Annotated in this window: 20 protein-coding genes; 6 read left to right on the forward strand and 14 right to left on the reverse strand. The window is 63.3% G+C overall.

The annotated features are described in order from the left end of the window. Positions 1 to 255 precede the first annotated feature (255 nt). The 4 genes from BLS48_RS05440 to BLS48_RS05455 form a co-directional block, all read right to left on the reverse strand. Positions 256 to 450: a hypothetical protein gene (locus tag BLS48_RS05440; protein WP_143019393.1), complete on the reverse strand. Its 195-nt coding sequence runs from the start codon at positions 448 to 450 to the stop codon at positions 256 to 258. A gap of 123 nt (positions 451 to 573) precedes the next feature. Beyond that, positions 574 to 1,530, reverse strand: a complete 957-nt coding sequence (locus tag BLS48_RS05445) for a CPBP family intramembrane glutamic endopeptidase (protein WP_091575972.1) — start codon at positions 1,528 to 1,530, stop codon at positions 574 to 576. A gap of 168 nt (positions 1,531 to 1,698) precedes the next feature. After that, positions 1,699 to 2,304, reverse strand: a complete 606-nt coding sequence (locus BLS48_RS05450; protein WP_091575973.1) for a DUF1236 domain-containing protein — start codon at positions 2,302 to 2,304, stop codon at positions 1,699 to 1,701. 63 nt (positions 2,305 to 2,367) lie between these two features. Beyond that, positions 2,368 to 3,465: a zinc-binding metallopeptidase family protein gene (locus BLS48_RS05455; protein ID WP_091575974.1), complete on the reverse strand. Its 1,098-nt coding sequence runs from the start codon at positions 3,463 to 3,465 to the stop codon at positions 2,368 to 2,370. A gap of 269 nt (positions 3,466 to 3,734) precedes the next feature. On the opposite strand from BLS48_RS05455, the gene BLS48_RS05460 reads away from it, so the two are divergent. Then, complete coding sequence (locus tag BLS48_RS05460; RefSeq protein WP_091575975.1) at positions 3,735 to 4,532, forward strand: lytic murein transglycosylase; 798 nt, start codon at positions 3,735 to 3,737, stop codon at positions 4,530 to 4,532. A gap of 275 nt (positions 4,533 to 4,807) precedes the next feature. Here BLS48_RS05460 and BLS48_RS05465 read toward each other — a convergent pair whose 3' ends face one another. Further along, on the reverse strand, positions 4,808 to 5,392 hold the full coding sequence (locus BLS48_RS05465; protein WP_208604585.1) for a hypothetical protein: 585 nt from the start codon (positions 5,390 to 5,392) through the stop codon (positions 4,808 to 4,810). 197 nt (positions 5,393 to 5,589) lie between these two features. Continuing rightward, positions 5,590 to 6,813, reverse strand: a complete 1,224-nt coding sequence (locus BLS48_RS05470; protein WP_091575976.1) for an argininosuccinate synthase — start codon at positions 6,811 to 6,813, stop codon at positions 5,590 to 5,592. A gap of 205 nt (positions 6,814 to 7,018) precedes the next feature. Here BLS48_RS05470 and BLS48_RS05475 point away from each other — a divergent pair, with 205 nt between their 5' ends. Next, positions 7,019 to 7,660: a LysE family translocator gene (locus BLS48_RS05475; protein ID WP_091575977.1), complete on the forward strand. Its 642-nt coding sequence runs from the start codon at positions 7,019 to 7,021 to the stop codon at positions 7,658 to 7,660. 3 nt (positions 7,661 to 7,663) lie between these two features. On the opposite strand, the gene BLS48_RS05480 is transcribed toward BLS48_RS05475, so the two are convergent. The 6 genes from BLS48_RS05480 to BLS48_RS05505 form a co-directional block, all read right to left on the reverse strand. Further along, positions 7,664 to 8,176 carry a hypothetical protein gene (locus BLS48_RS05480; protein ID WP_244529518.1) on the reverse strand — a complete coding sequence of 171 codons (513 nt, stop codon included), beginning with the start codon at positions 8,174 to 8,176 and terminating at the stop codon, positions 7,664 to 7,666. Beyond that, positions 8,173 to 8,622, reverse strand: a complete 450-nt coding sequence (locus BLS48_RS05485; protein WP_091575978.1) for a hypothetical protein — start codon at positions 8,620 to 8,622, stop codon at positions 8,173 to 8,175. The genes BLS48_RS05480 and BLS48_RS05485 overlap by 4 nt, the downstream gene beginning before the upstream one ends. After that, positions 8,619 to 9,854, reverse strand: a complete 1,236-nt coding sequence (rlmN, locus tag BLS48_RS05490; RefSeq protein WP_091575979.1) for a dual-specificity RNA methyltransferase RlmN — start codon at positions 9,852 to 9,854, stop codon at positions 8,619 to 8,621. Before rlmN ends, BLS48_RS05485 begins: the two co-directional genes overlap by 4 nt. A 193-nt stretch (positions 9,855 to 10,047) precedes the next feature. Then, complete coding sequence (locus BLS48_RS05495; RefSeq protein WP_091575980.1) at positions 10,048 to 10,551, reverse strand: invasion associated locus B family protein; 504 nt, start codon at positions 10,549 to 10,551, stop codon at positions 10,048 to 10,050. A 277-nt stretch (positions 10,552 to 10,828) separates the two neighbouring features. After that, positions 10,829 to 11,191: a YkvA family protein gene (locus BLS48_RS05500; protein ID WP_091576225.1), complete on the reverse strand. Its 363-nt coding sequence runs from the start codon at positions 11,189 to 11,191 to the stop codon at positions 10,829 to 10,831. A 136-nt stretch (positions 11,192 to 11,327) separates the two neighbouring features. Continuing rightward, positions 11,328 to 11,624 (reverse strand): 4a-hydroxytetrahydrobiopterin dehydratase, encoded by a 297-nt coding sequence (locus BLS48_RS05505; protein WP_091575981.1) that lies wholly within the window; start codon positions 11,622 to 11,624, stop codon positions 11,328 to 11,330. 57 nt (positions 11,625 to 11,681) lie between these two features. Here BLS48_RS05505 and BLS48_RS05510 point away from each other — a divergent pair, with 57 nt between their 5' ends. After that, complete coding sequence (locus tag BLS48_RS05510) at positions 11,682 to 12,200, forward strand: low molecular weight protein-tyrosine-phosphatase (protein ID WP_091575982.1); 519 nt, start codon at positions 11,682 to 11,684, stop codon at positions 12,198 to 12,200. Here BLS48_RS05510 and thpR read toward each other — a convergent pair. Together thpR and BLS48_RS05520 are read right to left on the reverse strand one after the other, a co-directional pair. Beyond that, positions 12,104 to 12,700: an RNA 2',3'-cyclic phosphodiesterase gene (gene thpR / locus BLS48_RS05515; RefSeq protein ID WP_091575983.1), complete on the reverse strand. Its 597-nt coding sequence runs from the start codon at positions 12,698 to 12,700 to the stop codon at positions 12,104 to 12,106. The two genes, BLS48_RS05510 and thpR, sit on opposite strands and share 97 nt — an antisense overlap. A 129-nt stretch (positions 12,701 to 12,829) precedes the next feature. Beyond that, positions 12,830 to 13,474, reverse strand: coding sequence for an arylesterase (locus BLS48_RS05520; RefSeq protein ID WP_091575984.1), 645 nt, complete (start codon positions 13,472 to 13,474; stop codon positions 12,830 to 12,832). Positions 13,475 to 13,562: 88 nt separating this feature from the next. Between BLS48_RS05520 and BLS48_RS05525 the strand changes: the two genes are divergently transcribed. The 3 genes from BLS48_RS05525 to BLS48_RS05535 all read left to right on the forward strand — a co-directional run bounded on the left by BLS48_RS05525 (position 13,563) and on the right by BLS48_RS05535 (position 17,835). After that, positions 13,563 to 14,258 carry an ABC transporter ATP-binding protein gene (locus BLS48_RS05525; protein WP_091575985.1) on the forward strand — a complete coding sequence of 232 codons (696 nt, stop codon included), beginning with the start codon at positions 13,563 to 13,565 and terminating at the stop codon, positions 14,256 to 14,258. Beyond that, positions 14,258 to 16,807 (forward strand): ABC transporter permease, encoded by a 2,550-nt coding sequence (locus BLS48_RS05530; RefSeq protein ID WP_091575986.1) that lies wholly within the window; start codon positions 14,258 to 14,260, stop codon positions 16,805 to 16,807. Before BLS48_RS05525 ends, BLS48_RS05530 begins: the two co-directional genes overlap by 1 nt. A gap of 248 nt (positions 16,808 to 17,055) precedes the next feature. Next, entirely contained in the window at positions 17,056 to 17,835 is a 780-nt protein-coding gene (locus BLS48_RS05535) for a Bax inhibitor-1/YccA family protein (protein WP_091575987.1), read from the forward strand. The last annotated feature ends 44 nt before the right edge of the window (positions 17,836 to 17,879 follow it).

Here is a 17,879-nt window from a genome sequence, read left to right on the forward strand (position 1 = left end):
AGCGCTGCCGGGTGTTGGCCTCCAGGATCGATTTACAGCACTTCACCTCGAAGAGGTTTCGGCGTCCTGGTCGGCTTGCTCGGAGGGATACTCGTCGCGGAATTCGGGGCGTGTAGACAGGAAATCGGCCGCGGAGTCAAGACAAGGCCGACACAAGGCCGACCCGGCAGTGTCTCAGTTTGGAATTTGGACGTACGGCACGCCGAACATGCGGACTTTGGCGGGGCGCTTCTGGCCTTCAGGCCCGGTGGGGCGTCAGGCCGCCTTCCGCCGCAGGAGACTCGCCAGTACGGTGCGCATTCCCGAATATGACGGGCTGTCAATCTTCACTTCCCAATCGGTGTTGCGTTTGCGAGGGTGCTTTGCATTGCGCAACGCTTCGCGGAACGTGTTCGGATCGACACCCACAGTTCGGGCCATACCTTCGGCGGTTGTGTACTTGGCAATCATGACGCTTCCTATGTTTTCCACTAAACATATAGGCGCTTGCACAGCTCGGGCAAGAAATTAGGCAGTTTCGCAGGTTTCAAACCGAGACGCTACCGCCGAGCCGCGTCGCTTTGCGAGCCGCATTCAGGCCGCGCTCGTCCGGTCCGGAAGCTCGGCGGCAACCCTGAGTGGCGAGCGTGGATGCAGAAGCAACGCAATCGTCAGCAGGCTGCAGGCAATGCCGATAAAGGCGATCAGAACCGCGTCCGACGTCGTCCAGCCCGGCCCCTCGAGCGGCCTGGCGTTGAACAAGGCGAAGGAATTGTAGCTCTCCTGATGCGAGATCAGCAGAAAGCCGGTCAGATTGTTGCCAAGATGGGCGCCGAAGGTCGCGCCGAGATTGCCGGTGGCATGGACCACGAGCGTCAACAGCAGTGCGAAAGCGGCGATGGAGGCCAGGACGCAGGCATTGATGGCAACCGTCGAGCTCGGGCTCCAATGCAGCGAGGTGAACAGCAGGCCAGGCAGCAGCGCCCAGATGACCGGGCTCTTGAACCGATTGGCCAGGCCGCGCAGCAGGTAGCCGCGAAACAGCATCTCTTCCGACGACGTTTGCAACAAGGTCAGCGCAACGATCGGGACCAGGAACAGCAGCCAGGACGACAGGCTGATCGCGCCGCGCGCGATCTCGGGCTGCAGCAGGTAGAGCAGGATTTCGGACACAAGCGAGGTGATCAGCACCGCCACCAGCCCCTTGAGGAAGCCCGACCGCGACACGCGACGGCCGACGCCGAAGAGGGCCGACAGCGGCTCGCCGTGGACCCAGCGCATGGCAATCCACAGGCCGATCCAGATGCCCGCAAAAGAGGCGAGCGCGGTGAGGATGCCCATGGGCGAGGCAAGGAACCCCTGCATGCCAGAGGGTGGCGCCGCCGATGCCTGCCAGGTGAAGAAGACATAGGCGGCGGCGAACAGCACGGCCACCGTCGTTGCGGCCCAGAACAGGATGACGATCGCTGTTCCCAGGAAAAGGCGCGGCAAGGTCGTCTTGTGGTTTGGCGAACGCCGGTAGCGTTCGAAGGCGGCAGGGTCTGGTGTCACGCTGGCTCCTTTGCTGAATCCATCACCTGTTGATCTAGCTGATGGTCCCGAAAATCGGAATCGTTTTCGCAAAGGATTATGCGCCGCGGCCGCGCCGTCAGGCGAAGCAGCGTGGATCGACACCCGTGTCGCAAGCGGCCGCCGCTGTCGCGGCGGCCGCTTGAGCAGTCAGCGCACCACGTACATGATGCGCCGTGTCTGCGGATCGATCAGCGCCGGCTGACCGTTCACATAGACATAGCGGTAGTTGTAGTCTGGAATTTCGCGCAGCTCGACCGTGTCGGGCAAGGTTGCACCTGTGACGACCTCACCGTCGAGATAGACGGGGTCGGGGCGGTGGGTGTCGACATAGGTTCTGACTTCGGCCGGCGGTGGCGGGAAAACGTCCTCGACCGGCTCGCCGGCGACGATCGCTCCGGTATAGTCGTTCGAGTTTTCGCCTATGTCTTCCGGCGGTGAAACGACTGTAACGCTGGAGCCGTGCGGCCGTTGCGTCAGCACGACCCGGCTGCCGCCAAAATCAGCCGTCACATAGTCGGAATAGACCCAGCCCTGACCGCCGGCTTCGGCGATGGTGCACCATTTGCTGTTTTCAATGCAGCCATTGAGCGTCGCCGACTGGCCGGCGGCGAGCACGCCGATGACAGGATATTGCGGGCCGGGGCCGGCGCGCACGTTGAGATCGGTGACGGCGGATACGGCGGTGTCGGCAAGCGCGGCACCCGACATCACGGTGAGCATGCCGGCGACTGCGGAAGACAGTATGGATTTCATGGTTTCTCTCCGATTTTCGTGGTCCCTCGCCAGCGAAACGGGGCTGTGGCGCATGCGTTCCGGCTAAAATGCCCGAGCCAACTCACGATTTGTTCCGGTTTCTTTCGGGAGATGGGTCAGAAGTTCGTGAACGAAGGCCAGTTTCCGCGCCGTGACGTCGGAGATAATGAAGGGATAGAGGTCGGGCAGGCCCATGCAGCGGTTTATGGAGTTGGAGGCTTCCGACAGCACCAGCCAGCGGGCGAGGATCCTTTCGAACGACTCGGCCACAGCCGAAGGCTCCGATGGCGCCGCCTGCGGTTCGCCACCCGTGTCGCCCTGTGGCAGGTCGTTTGGCTCCATCGTCGCCAGCCGGCCAAGCGGGAAGTTCAGCGCTCGGACCATTTCCAGCGTGTCGGTGATGTGCAGATAATGGGCCCAGGTCTCCGCCCAGTCTTCCCACGGATGGGAGGTGGCATAGGGCGAAATGTGGCTCTGTTGCCAGTCGGGCGGCGCACCATTGGCGTAATAAGTCTGCAGCGCCTGTTCGTAGTCGGCACGATCGTCGCCGAACAGAGCGCGGAAAGCGGCGAGCCTTTCCGGAGCGTCGCGGATCAGACGATCCCAGTAATAATGGCCGAGCTCATGGCGAAAGTGGCCGAGCAAGGTGCGATAGTTCTCGCCCATCTCGACGCGGCGTTTTTCACGCTCGGCCGAATCGGCCTCGGCGACGTTGAGCGTGATCAGGCCGTTGTCGTGGCCGGTCAGGATGCGCTCGCCGCCCGGACCGCCGCCAATCGGATCGGCCAGGAAGTCGAAGGCTAGGCCTGCCTCGTCGGCAGGGTTCTGCTTGGGCGCTACCGGCAGCCCGAAGGCCAGCAGCGAATAGATGGCGCGCTTCTTCGCCGCCTCGACGCGGATCCAGCGGCGGCGATTGCCGTCGACGGAGAGATCCGGGATCAGCTTGTTCAGCACGCACGCCCGGCAAAATGCCTGTCCCGGCTCGGCCCTCCAGTTACAGGCGCATTCATCGGCATTGGTGCACTGGAAGATGCCGTCGACGCCCGACAGGGCGAAGCGTGCGTGCTCCGGATAGTAGAGCACGAGGCTGCCGCAGTTCAGGCACTGGGCGTTCTCGAAGTATAGACGATGGCCGCAATGCGGACAGTCGAAGAGTTTCATGCAGGTCTCGATCTCATCAGGCACCCGGTCGACAAAGGTCTCAAACGTGCGCCACCTGCCGGTGTTCCTCGGCGCGCTCAGGTTATTTTGCCGCTGGTTGCTGGAACAACATATCTTGCCACATTAAACACCTGATCGTAGTCAAGTTCTCACCATTCGCTGGCGGCGGCGCGCGACGAAACCACGTGACGACTTCTTGGCAGTGACAAGGGCGTGTTTCGCTGGCAAATTCGCAGCTGGGACGTGAATCAGACAACCAGGAGAACAACATGGCATTTCTTGCCAAGGGTAGGATTTTAGTGGCCGCGGTGGTGGCGGTGCTTGCGCTGGCGACGGGCGCGCAGGCGGCGGGCAGCTGTGGCAAGACCGGTGCCGGCTTCGATGCCTGGAAGCAGGATTTCGCCGCGCAGGCCAAGGCCGAAGGTGTGGGCTCGAGGGGACTGGCCGCACTGGCTGGCGCCACCTACGCAACAAGGACGATCTCAGCCGACCGCGCCATCCACAAGGCTTTCAGCGGCTCGGTGGAAGATTTCATGAAGCGTCGTGGCGGGGCCGTGATCATTTCCAAGGGCCGTTCGCTGAAGAAGTCGAACGCGGCGCTGTTCAGCCAGATCGAACGGAACTACGGGGTGTCGCCGGGTGTGTTGCTCGCCATCTGGGGTATGGAGACAGGCTTCGGCGCGTCCATGGGCAACCAGAACACGGTTTCTGCCATTTTGACGCTTGCCTATGATTGCCGCCGCCCGGACTACTTCTACCCGCATGCCATTGCAGCCCTGAAGCTGGTCGATCGCGGAGCATTGACCGCCTCGTCTGTCGGCGCCATGCATGGCGAGATTGGCCACACGCAGTTCCTGCCCGGAAATGTCTTGAAATATGCGGTCGGCAGCGGAAACCTGCGCGACAAGGCCACCGCGCTGGCTTCCACAGCCAATTTCCTCAAGGGTCATGGTTGGCGGGCTGGCGCCAGCGCGCAGTCGAATATGGGCGCAATTGCCGGCTGGAACTCCGCGAACGTCTATCAGCAGGCCATCGCCCGTATCGCCACGGCGATCGATGCCGACTGATAGAAACTTCTGCCGATAGAAAGAGCAAGAGCCCGGCTATGCGCCGGGCTTTTTGTTTATGGAGCAGGGTCAAAACCCAATCACTTGGAGCGACCAGGTTCGATCTCATCACATCACTCTCAATAATGCGCGTATCCGCCCAATGGGCATTTCTGGGAAGCGGGAACCTGGAAGGTGCCGTCAAAACCTTTGCAGGTACGGAACTTGGAGTTCCGCGGCGTTGGAGGAACCGCCTTTGGCCTGCCCTCGATCACCGTCGGGACTCCGGCAGCTTACTAGTAGCCGCCGCCCAAGGGGCATTTCTGGGAAGCGGGAACCTCGAAGGTGCCGCTGAAAACATTTGAGCAGGTACGGAACTTGGAGTTCCGCGGCGTTGGAGGAGCCGCCTTCGGCCTGCCCTCAATCACCGTCGGGACTCCGGCAGCCTGCGAGTAGCTGCCGCCCAAGGGGCATTTCTCGGAAGCGGCAACCTCGAAGGAGCCGGTGATAACATTTGAGCAGGTACGGAATTTGGAGTTCCGCGGCGCCGGCGCGGCCGTAGCAGCAGCCTCCGACTTGCCCTTGATGACCAGCCATATCTCGGTCGGTAGGTCGAGCTGCACTTTGTTCAAATCGGAGTAGCTGATCCGCCCGCTGCGTATCCCTTCGGCAATGCGCTGGCAGAACAGGGCTGGCATGCGCTCTTGCGAGACGCCCGTGAAAGAGGCGATGTCGTGTTTGAGCGTGAGGCCCCATGCGTGGACAGCGGCGACGCAGCCGACCAGATTCACCTTCGGTTCGCGTTTCGCGCTTGCCTGCGAGGGCGGGCACACCGTCAAAAGGACGGCCACGCCAAGCAGAATAGAAATACCATTTTTCACTGTCAAAACCCCTCGATCCCGTAAGACAACTAAAATAATGCTGTCAAAAGGTCAAACGGGAACCTTTTTGTGGGGTTTTGATTTTCATTACATTAGAAGTTCCAAATAAAAACCCGGCGTCTCCGCCGGGTTTCTTGGCCGGTTCAGCTCTCATGCGATCGGTGGAGCGCACCCAGGCCCGCTCCAGCCCCCGGGTGTCAGCCCTTGCGATTGCGCGCGGCAAGCGTCCTCAGCCGCAGCGCGTTGAGGCGGATGAAGCCGGCGGCGTCCTTCTGGTCGTAGGCGCCCCGGTCGTCCTCGAAGGTGACCAGCGCATCGGAATAGAGCGTCTTCCTAGACTTGCGGCCGGTAACCATGACGTTGCCCTTGTAGAGCTTCAGCCGCACCGTGCCTTCGACGTCTTCCTGGCTCTTGTCGATCATCGCCTGCAGCATCAGGCGCTCCGGCGCGAACCAGAAGCCGTTGTAGATCAGCTCGGCATAGCGCGGCATGAACTCGTCCTTGAGGTGGGCGGCTCCGCGGTCGAGCGTGATCGATTCGATGGCGCGGTGGGCCGCGATCAGGATGGTGCCGCCGGGCGTCTCATACACGCCCCGCGATTTCATGCCGACGAAACGGTTCTCGACCAGATCGAGCCGGCCGATGCCATTGTCGCGGCCGAGATCGTTGAGCGCCGCCAGCATGGTTGCCGGCGACAGCTTCTTGCCGTTGAGCGCGATCGGATCGCCCTTGAGGAATTCGATCTCGATCTCGGTGACCTTGTCGGGCGCGTCCATTGGCGAAACGGTGCGCTGATGGACGAATTCCGGCGGCTCGCTCCACGGATCCTCCAGCACTTTGCCCTCGGAGGACGAATGCAGCAGATTGGCGTCGACCGAGAATGGCGCGTCGCCCTTCTTGTCCTTCGGCACCGGAATCTGGTGCTGCTCGGCGAAGTTGATCAGGTCGGTGCGCGACTTGAACGACCAGTCGCGCCACGGCGCGATGACCTTGATGTCGGGGTTCAGCGCATAGGCGGAAAGCTCGAAACGAACCTGGTCGTTGCCCTTGCCGGTGGCGCCATGGGCGATCGCGTCGGCGCCGGTTTCCCTGGCGATCTCGACCAGGTGCTTGGAGATGAGAGGCCGCGCGATCGAGGTGCCCAGCAGGTAGGTGCCTTCATAGACGGCATTGGCGCGGAACATCGGGAAGACGAAGTCGGACACGAATTCCTCGCGCACGTCGACGACGCGGATGTCCTTGATGCCCATCATCTCGGCCTTGCGGCGCGCCGGCTCAAGTTCGCCGCCCTGGCCAAGATCGGCGGTGAAGGTCACCACTTCGGCACCGAGTTCGGTCTGCAGCCATTTCAGGATGATGGATGTGTCGAGGCCGCCGGAATAGGCGAGCACGACCTTCTTGACGTCTTTTGCTTTTGACATTTGGCGGTTCCGCGACAGGAGTTCTCGGCGGGCGAGGTATCACGCCGTTTCCGGTCACCGCAAGAGACGAACGCCGCGGATCGTGGCGAGGCGGCGACCGGACAGGCGATTCAAGGGGGCTGGATCAGCGTTTCAATCACCCAGCCGCTGGCAACCACAGGCCCTATCCTCTAAAGGCTGCGTGTCTTATCTCCCGGGGCCACCCATGTCCTTCATTCCCGACACCACCACGCTGGTCCAGTTCGCCATCGCCACCGTCATCCTGGCGATCACGCCGGGGCCGGACATGACCTTGTTCGTCTCGCGCACGCTGAGCCAAGGCCGCGCCACCGGCTTCGCCTCGATGGCCGGTGCCCTGTGCGGCACGCTGATCCACACCACGCTGGTGGTGGTCGGCGTCTCGGCGCTGATCGTTGCCTCGCCGATGGCCTTCTTCGTGCTGAAGATTTTTGGCGCCGGCTACCTGGTCTTCCTGGCCTGGCAGGCGATCACCAAGGGCTCGGCCTTTTCGCCGGAGAAGAAGACAGGCCCCCGGATTTCGCTGTTGCGCAGCTGGGTGGCGGGGCTTGGCGTCAATCTGCTCAATCCGAAGATTATCCTGTTCTTCATGACCTTCCTGCCGCAGTTCGTCTCCGCGCATGACCCGAACGCGCCGGGAAAGCTGTTTTTCCTCGGCTCGATGTTCATCGTGCTGTCGATCCCGGTGACCGTGCCGATGGTGCTGGCGGCGGAAAGATTCTCGGCGGCGATGAAGGCCAGCCCGCGCGTCACGCGGGTGGTCGACTATCTCTTCGCCGGGGTGTTCTCCGCCTTCGCGCTCAAGATCCTGACGGCGCAGGCGAAGTAGGCTTTATCGTCCTGTTTGACCGGGATCCTTCCCGAAAGCCGTTTTCCGCCTTTCGGGATCCTGGTCGGTTCCGTCCTGCCACCAGCTTCCTGCCCAGCGCCCGGCGCTGAGCCAGTAGAAGATGCCGCCGACCATGCCGCCCCCAATCACCGCCATGATGGCGCTGGTGTCCCTGACCGCGAAGGTGGCATCACCGGCATGGTCGACCAGGCCGAGGAAAACCGCCGCAACCACCGCGCCGGCCAGCGCATAGAACAGCCAGTCGCGCCGGCCGAGGATCTCGGCAAGCAGGATGACGATCGCCGACGGCATGAGGGCGAAATAGGCGACGAACAGGGCGATGAAGGGAATTGAAAAATAAAGGGAAGCCGTTGCCGTCGGTTGCGCGTGCTCCGGCGTGTAGCCGAGCGAGGCCAGGAACAGGATGTTGAGGAAGGCGCTCGCCGCCAGCGAGGCGACCGCATAGCCGAACAGGATGACGGCGAAACGGACGAGGTAAGCGACGAAACGGCTCATCCCAAATCCCAGCGTGTGAGATGACCGGACTTACGCCCAGCCAGAAGCCAGTAGACCGAACCGGCAGCAATGCCGGCCGTGGCCAGGAAACCGAGATAGCCCGGATTGAAAACAAAACTTCCGGCCGAGCGCGGGATGGAAACACCAAAAGCAGTGGAGGTGACCGCACCCGTGGCCGCAAAGTAGAACCATCCTCGAAGCGCCAGCCGTTCGGCGACCAGGATTGCCGGGCCGACGATCAACAGCGCGCCTACCATCACGGTCAACACGGCGAGCGGGAACGAGCCCAGCCAGTCGAATGCAAAAATGATGGACCAGTTCCCGTCTTCGATACCTTCCAGAAGAGCGATCAGCAGCACGGGTACCAGGATCGAGGTCAGCACGGCGGCGACATAACCGGCTGCTATGATGGCGAAGCGCTTCAGCCGGGCGACGAGGCGGCTCACGCCTCGCCGTGCCCCGCGATCATCATGGCTTCCAGCGCCAGCCGGTCGACCTTGCGCATGCGCTCCGAGTCCGACTTGAGCTGGCCGCAGGCGGCGAGGATGTCGCGGCCGCGCGGCGTGCGGATCGGCGAGGCATAGCCGGCATTGTTGATGTAGTCAGCGAACTTCTCGATCGTCTCCCAGTCCGAGCACTGGTAGTTGGTGCCCGGCCACGGGTTGAACGGGATCAGGTTGATCTTGGCCGGAATGCCCTTGAGCAGCTTGATCAGCCCCTTGGCGTCCTCGATGGAATCGTTGACGTCCTTCAGCATCACATATTCGAAGGTGATGCGCTTGGCGTTCGACAGGCCGGGATAGGCGCGGCAGGCGGCGATCAGTTCCTTGAGCGGATACTTCTTGTTGATCGGCACAAGCAAGTCGCGCAAATCGTCATTGGTGGCGTGCAGCGAGATCGCCAGCATGACGCCGATCTCCTCGCCGGTGCGGAAAATCTCGGGCACGACGCCGGAGGTCGACAAGGTGATGCGGCGCTTCGACAGCGACAGGCCATCGCCGTCGGAGGCGATCAGCAGCGCCTTCTTCACAGCCTCGAAATTGTAGAGCGGTTCGCCCATGCCCATCATGACGATGTTGGAAACTTTTCTGCCCTCGGCCGGCACGATGGCGCCGTCCGGCGTGTCGCGGTCGGGGAAGTCGCCGAGCCGGTCGCGGGCGGTGAGCAACTGGGCGAGGATCTCCTCGGCCGTCAGATTGCGGACCAGCTTCTGCGTGCCGGTGTGGCAGAAGGAGCAGGTCAGCGTGCAGCCGACCTGCGAGGAGATGCAGAGCGTGCCACGGCCTTCCTCGGGAATATAGACGGTCTCGATCTCGACCGGGCGGCCGGCACCGCGCGGCGGGAAGCGGAACAGCCACTTTCGGGTGCCGTCCGAGGAAATCTGTTCCTCGACGATCTCGGGCCTGGCGACGGTGAAATGCTTGTCCAGCTCGGCGCGCAGATCCTTGGAGATGTTGAACATGCCGGCGAAGTCGGAAACGCCGCGCACATACATCCAGTGCCAGAGCTGCTGGGCGCGCATCTTGGCCTGGCGTTCCGGCACGATGCCGGAAGCGACGAGAGCCTCGCCGAGTTCGGCGCGCGTCAGGCCGATCAGCGACGGCTTCTCGGGCTGTGCTGCGCGGGCGCGCAATGCGTCACGGGCGCCTTCGGCGGTAAGATCGAATGAAAGGGTCATGGTTGCACTGATATAAGCGGTTTGCGGCCGATTTCATCCATCGTGCCTGATATGAAGCGCGGCGCATAGCATAGGTTGAGGGCAGAGTCATGCCGGGTGCGGCAAAGCAGACCTCGCTGCCTTCTGCCGGCAGCCCCAAAAAAGCAAAAGGCCGGGCTATGCCGCCCGGCCTCTCCCTCAAACGATGATTTGCCTATTTGCACTTGGCGATCGAGGACAGCGCCGCCGAAATGCCCTTCAGCGAGAAGACGTAGGAGGTGGGGTTGCCGCGGCCCGACTTCGCCGTCACCTTCATGTCGGTGCCGGTCTTCATCGCGGCGATCAGCACCGGCTCCTCGGCGGCGTTCTCGACCCAGGCCGACTTGCCGCGCGTGAACATCGAGAAGGACTTCTTGTCGATGGTGACGGTGGCCTTGGAGCCTTCCTGGAAGTTGTAGCCGGCAATGAATTGCGGCTCATAGGACACCTGCTGGCCGGGCCGCTGGCTGACGAAGAAGAACATGTCGCCATGGTCGAGCGTCGGCGGCTGCTTGTCGGTCGGCACGGTCAGGACATAGCAGACCTTGCCGCCCGATGCCTGGTAGCTGTAGGTGCCCCAGGCATTGTGCTGGCCGATCTTGGTCGCCGACTGCGCCAGTGCCGGCGCTGCCGCGGCCACCAGGACCAGGCTCGAAACTATAGCAATCAATCCGCGCATCGTTTTTCCCGTATTCCAAATGGTGCGGCGGCAGGCCGGCTTGGCGTCCTGCCCGTCGCTTCATTTTGATTTAATCTGGGTTACCAAACGGTGAACTTCCTTTGAGAAAAGGACCCTCACCCGAGGAAACCGCCGCCATTCCCGCGCCGCCGCCCTGTCAGCGGGTGGCGCGATGTCCCTTCGGCGACTTGGAGGCCACGAAAGCGGCAAGAGTTTGACTTTTTTCCCTGGCCGCTGGGCGCTGATGTCCAGAGGGCGCGGGCTGGCGTGGAGGCGCTCAGCCCTTGTCGGCGATGGCCTCCTTGGCGGCCTGCCGGTGCGCCGGCGTGATGTGGGCGCTGACGGCGGTGATGGCGGCGGTCAGCACGGCGATATCGTCGGTGAAGCCAAGCCCGAGCACGAAATCGGGAATGACGTCCACCGGCAGGACGAAATAGCCGAGCGCGGCCAGCAATATGCCCTTAGCGCGCAGCGGCGTGTTCTTGTCCATGGCGCAGTAATAGGCGGCGACGACCTCTTCCATGAACGGAATCTGCCGCGCGGCCTTCTTCGCCGTGCGCCAGAATTTCTCGCGCACCTCGCTCTCGTTGCCGAGCTTGTCGCCCAAGCCGAAGAAATCAAAACCGGATTCTTGCGCCATCAACCTGTCCTTGCGGGGGCTATGCGCGTTCTGGTGCATGCCCGCGGGGGAAGATGTGGTGAAAACCGAACCCCGCTGCAAGTGCCGGCGCCGATTTGAGGTCCGCCATTTAATTGCAGGCACGCCCAGAAGGCATTCAGCCGCCAAAATAGCGGTTCATCTTCTTCGCCATCTCGATATCGAGCACGCTCAGGCCGCCGACATCATGGGTGTTGAGCGTCACGTCGACCGTCTTGTAGACGTTCGACCACTCAGGATGATGGTCCATCTTTTCCGCGGCAAGCGCGACACGGGTCATGAAGGCAAAGGCCTCGGAGAAGTTCTTGAAGGTGAAGGTGCGGCTGATGGAGCCCGCGTCCTTTGCCAGTGCCCAGCCGTCGAGCCCGGTCAGCGCGGCTTCAGCGGCTTCCCTGCCCAGTTTCTCTCTCGCCATGTCAGCTTCCCGTGCTATTTCGACAGTCTCTGAAGTCGACACCATAACGCCGGATCGATGCGCGCGAAGCCCATAAATTCCATTCTGTTTGTCTGCCTCGGCAATATCTGCCGGTCGCCGCTGGCCGAAGGCGTGTTTCGCGCCGTCTGGGCGGAGCGCGGATGGAGCCAAGACATCCTGCTCGATTCAGCCGCCACCAGCGGCTGGGAGGTCGGCTCTGCCCCTGATCCACGCTCTATCGCGGTTGCGGTGCGTCACGGCATCGACATTTCCGGGCAGCGGGCGCGCAAGGTCACATCAGAGGATTTTCATCGCTTCGACCTGATTTTCGGCATGGACCGGGCGAATGTCCGAGACCTGAAGGCGCTGGCGCCGGCAGCCACGCGCGACCGCATCCATCTGTTCCTGGAATTCGCCCAGGGAACGGCGCGCGACGTGCCGGATCCCTACTATGACGACGCGGAAGCGTTTGGGTCCGTCTATCGCATGATCCGCGATGCGTCGGAGGCGCTGGCTATGCGGCTGGAAGCGCGGGCGTCGGTGCCCGAGAGCGGCCAGGCCTCCTCGACGATATAGGGCCCGCCGCCGACCGAATCGCGCGACGACATCAAAACGAAGCGGCCGACGCGGAACGGCAGCGTCGAGAAATTGCCGCGCGCCGACAGGTACTGGGCGACGTCCAGAGGGGTCGAATTGCGCAGCCGGGCAAGGGTTACATGCGGCATGAACTTGCGCGGGTCGGCGGGGATGCCGAGCCGCTGGCAGATGCGCTCGATCTCGCCCTGAAGTGCCGCCAGATCAGGTGAGGCGGAAGCGCCCGCCCACACCGCGTGCGGTTTCTTCTGGCCGAAAGCACCGACACCGGACAGCGTCAGCGGGAAGGAGGGACGGTGAACGCGGTCGAGCGCGTTGGCGATCTCGTCGGCGACATGGCCCGGGACATCGCCGATGAAGCGCAGCGTCAGATGGTAGTTCTCGACGTCGATCCAGCGGGCGCCTGGCAGGCCGCCCCGCAGCAGGGACAGCGAAAGAGCGGCGTCACGCGGTATTTCGAGGGCGGTGAAAAGACGCGGCATGAAGAGCCTCCCTTCCTCGAATCGAACTGTCATCCGTAGCGAATCATCGATAGTCAAACGGAGCAAGAGGTTTGTTGGTCACAGTCCTTGTCAAAAAGCTTCCCCAACGGAAACAGGTCCCGTCCGGTCTCACGAACCTCCCGGCACCGCCGCGATGGCCTTTTCGACGGTCGGCAGGATGCGTTCGACCATCTTGTCGACGCCCTGGGCGTTCGGATGCATTCCGTCCTCGAGCTGCAGGCCAGGCTGGCCGGCGACGCCGTCGAGAAAGAACGGGTAGAGCGAAACATCGTATTTCCCGGCAAGGTGCGGAAAGATGGCGTCGAAGGCGTTCTGATAGTCGGCACCGAGATTGGGCGAGGCGCGCATGCCGGCCAAGAGCACGGCAATCTTGCGCTCCCTCAGCTTGCCCAGCATCTCGTCCAGGTTCTTTTGCGTGATGTCGGGCGAGACCCCGCGCAGCATGTCGTTGGCGCCGAGCTCGAGGATGACCAGCTGGGTGCCGTCCGGCATCGACCAGTCGAGCCGCGCCAGGCCACCGCTCGAAGTGTCGCCGGAGACGCCGGCATTGGCGACGGCCACGTCATGGCCCTTGGCGCGAAGTGCTGCCTGCAGTTTGTCGGTAAAGCCCTCGTCCGGTCCGAGGCCAAAGCCCGCCATCAGGCTGTCACCGAAGCCGACGATCTTGAACGGCTCGGCACGCGCCGACGAAATGGCGCCGCAAATGGCGAGGAAAACGATAAAGCCTGCGGCAATACTGCGTTTGAAAGACATGCGGCAGGCCCCATATGACCAAGGAATTCTTGCGGCGACGGTCTGCGACAAGCAGAGCCTTCATTCTCCCATATAGGACGCTTTCATTTTGACAGAAGCCGTCATCGAGCTGAAAGACGTATCCCTGACGCTTGGCGAAGGGGCATCGTCTGTCCATGTGCTGAAAGGCGTCAGCCTTGAGGTGGCGCGCGGCGAGGCGACCGGCATCGTCGGTCCATCCGGCTCCGGCAAGTCGACCTTGCTGATGGTCTTGGCTGGCCTGGAAAGGGTCGATTCGGGTACGGTACGAATCGCCGGCGAGCTGCTCAACGGCAAAAGCGAGGATCGAATCGCTTCGTTTCGTGGCCGAAACATTGGCATCGTGTTCCAGTCGTTCCACCTCATTCCCAACATGACAGCGCTCGAAAATGTCGCGGTGCCGCTGGAGCTGGCCGGCCATGCCGATCCGTTTTCGGTGGCGGCGCGCGAACTGGCGGCGGTAGGCCTGAGCGACCGCGTCACGCATTATCCCGGCGAATTGTCGGGGGGCGAGCAGCAGCGCGTGGCGATCGCCCGGGCGCTGGCGCCGTCACCGCGTATCCTGATCGCCGACGAGCCGACCGGCAATCTCGACCAGGCAACGGGGCGGCAGGTCGCCGACCTTTTGTTCGCCAAGGCGGCCGAGCGTGGCATGACGCTGGTTCTGGTCACCCATGACCCCGCACTCGCGGCGCGCTGCTCGCGCCAGGTTTCGATGCGCTCCGGCCGGATCGAGGCGCCAGTGCCCGTCAAGGTCACCGCCTGATGCCGCTGGCGCAGACGTTGAAGCTCGCGGTCCGCTTCTCGCTGCGCGAGATGCGCGGCGGCCTGTCCGGCTTCCTGATCTTCCTCGCCTGCATCGCGCTTGGCGTCGCGGCGATCGGCGGCGTCAATTCGGTGGCGCGGTCGATCACCGCCGGCGTCGCCAATCAGGGCCAGACGCTGCTTGGCGGCGACCTCCGCTTCCAGATCAACCAGCGCGACGCCAATGAGGCCGAACGTGGCTTCCTGGACGGGCTGGGCACGGTTGCCAGAACCACCAGCATGCGTTCGATGGCGCGTCTCGCCGACGGATCCGACCAGGCGCTGGTCGAGGCCAAGGCGGTGGACGATGCCTATCCGCTCTATGGCGCGCTGGAAACCGATCCGGCGCTGTCGAAGCAGGAACTGCTCGGCGAAGAGTTCGGCGTGTTCGGCGCCGCGGCACCGGATCTGCTGTTCGAGCGGCTGCATCTCAAGCTCGGTGACCGGCTGAAGCTCGGCACCACCACCTTCGAGCTGCGCGCCAGGCTGGTCACCGAACCGGACGCCGTGTCCGACGGGTTCGGCTTCGCGCCGCGGCTGTTGATCTCGAGCCAGGGGCTGGCGGCCACCGGGCTGATCCAGCCGGGCAGTCTGGTCGAAAATGCCTACAAGATCCGGCTGCCAGCCGATGCCGACGAGGCGCGGCTCAAGGCCATCCAGGATCAGGCGGCCAAGGACTTTCCCGAGGCCGGCTGGTCGATCCGCACGCGCAGCAATGCCGCCCCGGCGCTGTCGTCCAACATCGAACGCTTCTCGCAATTCCTGACGCTGGTCGGGCTGACGGCGCTGGTGGTCGGCGGTGTCGGCGTCGCCAATGCGGTGCGTGCCTATCTCGACGGCAAGCGCGGCGTCATTGCCACCTTCAAGAGCCTGGGCGCCTCCGGCGGCTTCGTCTTTGCCGTCTATCTGGTGCAGATTCTGATCATCGCCGCATTGGGCATTCTGCTCGGCCTGGTGCTTGGCGCGCTGATGCCGTTCGCCGCCAGTGCCGCGCTCAAATCCGTCATTCCGGTGCCGGCGGAAGGCGGCTTCTATCCCGGCGCGCTCGGCATGGCGGCGCTGTTCGGCCTGCTGGTGACGCTGGCCTTCGCGCTTCTGCCACTCGGCCGCGCCCGCGACGTGCCGGCCACCGCGCTGTTTCGCGAGATGGGGCTGGAAGGGCGGGGCTTTCCGCGCCCTGTCTATATTGCCTCAGCCATCGGCATCGCGCTGTTGCTGGCGGCGCTGGCCATCCTGTTTTCCGGCGACCGCCGCATCGCCTCGATCTTCGTCGGCGCCACCATCTTCGCCTTCCTGGTGCTGCGCCTCGTCGGCGCACTGGTGCAATGGGCGGCGCGGAAGAGCCCTCGCGTGCGCTTCGTGGCGCTGCGGCTCGCCGTAGGCAACATCCATCGGCCCGGTGCGCTGACGCCATCGGTGGTGCTGTCGCTGGGGCTCGGGCTGACGCTGCTGGTGACTCTGGCGCTAATCGACGGCAATCTGCGGCGGCAGATCTCCGGCAGCCTGCCGGAGCGGGCGCCGAATTTCTTCTTCGTCGACATCCAGAGCAGCGATGTCGCTTCCTTCTCCGCGCTAATCGGCAAGGAGGCGCCACGGGGAACACTGGCCAAGGTGCCGATGCTGCGCGGGCGGGTGATGGCGCTGAACGGCGTCGACGTCGACAAGGTCAAGGTTCCGGCCGAAGGCGCGTGGGTGCTGAAAGGCGATCGCGGCCTGACCTATGACGCCAGGCAGCCGGAAAATGCGACGCTGACCGAGGGCAGCTGGTGGCCGGACAATTATGGCGGCGAGCCGCTGGTCTCGTTTTCGGCCGTGGAAGGCAAGGAGATCGGGCTGAAGCTTGGCGACACCATCACCATCAATGTGCTCGGCCGCAACGTGACGGCCCGGATCGCCAATTTCCGCCAGGTCGAATGGGAGACGATGGGGATCAATTTCGTCATGGTGTTCTCGCCCAACACATTCGCCGGCGCCCCGCATGGCTGGATGGCGACGCTCACCGAAAAGAATGCCACGACGGCCGACGACGCCCGCGTCCTCAATGCCGTCACCCGCGCCTTCCCGGCGGTGACGACGGTGCGGGTCAAGGACGCGCTCGATGTCGTCAACCAGCTGGTCGGGCAACTGGGCACGGCGATCAGGGCCGCGGCCGGCGTGGCGCTGATCGCTTCGGTGCTGGTGCTGGCCGGCGCGCTTGCCGCCGGCAACCGGGCGCGCATCCACGATGCGGTGGTGCTGAAGACACTGGGCGCGACGCGCTCGACGCTGATTGCCGCCTTCTCGCTCGAATACATGCTGATCGGGCTCGCCACCGCGATCTTCGCCTTGGCCGCCGGCAGTGCCGCTGCCTGGTTCGTCGTCGCACGCATCATGACGTTGCCGTCGCATTTCATGCCCGAGGTGGCGGTGGCGACGATCGTCTTTGCGCTGGTGATCACGGTCGGTATCGGTCTCGTCGGCACCTGGCGGGTGCTTGGCCACAAGGCCGCGCCGGTGCTGCGCAACCTCTGAGTCGCGTGAGTTCCAGGTGCTGGCGATGTTCTGGCGGCCGGCATTTGGTTAAATCGGAGTAATGTTTCGCCATCAAAGGCCGAAAAACCGGGCCATGCGTGCCTCACGAAGCATTACACCCCGTTACGGTCTTGTTCTTGACGCGAATAACCATCATATTTCGCCACAGGCATGCTGGAGCCCTGCCAGCGGCGCCTGGGTCCGGGTGGACCTGACACCGGACGGGGCAGAAGCAATAGAGGACTACAATGGCTGATCCCATTCGCAACTACCAGACGCGCGCCGTGCCCGGCGTCGGCGTCGGTGCTGATATCGATCAAGGCCTGCGCGCCTACATGATCAAGGTCTACAATCTGATGGGGCTTGGCCTCCTCATCACGGGCCTTGCTGCGATCGGCACGATCATGCTGGCCACCACCACCGATCCGGCCTCGGCTGTCGCGACGCTGCCAAGCGGCGAGATGCTGACCTCCTTCGGCTATGCGATCTTCGGCTCGCCGCTGCGCTGGGTGGTGATCTTCGCCCCGCTGGCCGCGGTGATGTTCCTGTCGTTCCGTGTCCAGTCGATGAGCGTTGCGGCGGCGCAGACGACGTTCTGGGTCTATGCCGGCCTCGTCGGCCTGTCGCTGTCGTCGATCTTTCTGGTCTACACGACGGCCAGCATTTCGCAGACCTTCTTCGCCACCGCAGCGGCCTTCGGCGCGCTGTCGCTCTATGGTTACACGACCAAGCGCGACCTGACCGCGATGGGCTCGTTCCTGATCATGGGCGTGTTCGGCCTGATCATCGCAATGGTGATCAACATCTTCCTGCAGTCGTCGGCCCTGTCCTTCGCCGTTTCGGCGATCGGCGTGCTGATCTTCTCGGGCCTCACCGCCTATGACACGCAGAAGATCAAGGAGATGTATTTCGACGGCGACGCTTCGGATGTCGCCGGCCGCAAGGCGATCATGGGTGCCCTGAGGCTCTATCTCGACTTCATCAACCTGTTCATGTTCCTGCTGCAGTTCATGGGTGATCGCCGCTAAGGCTTTATCTGGACCAGCGAGTTTGGAAGGGGCGGCCCAACGGC

This window comes from Mesorhizobium qingshengii (genome assembly GCF_900103325.1).
Lineage (GTDB): Bacteria > Pseudomonadota > Alphaproteobacteria > Rhizobiales > Rhizobiaceae > Mesorhizobium > Mesorhizobium qingshengii.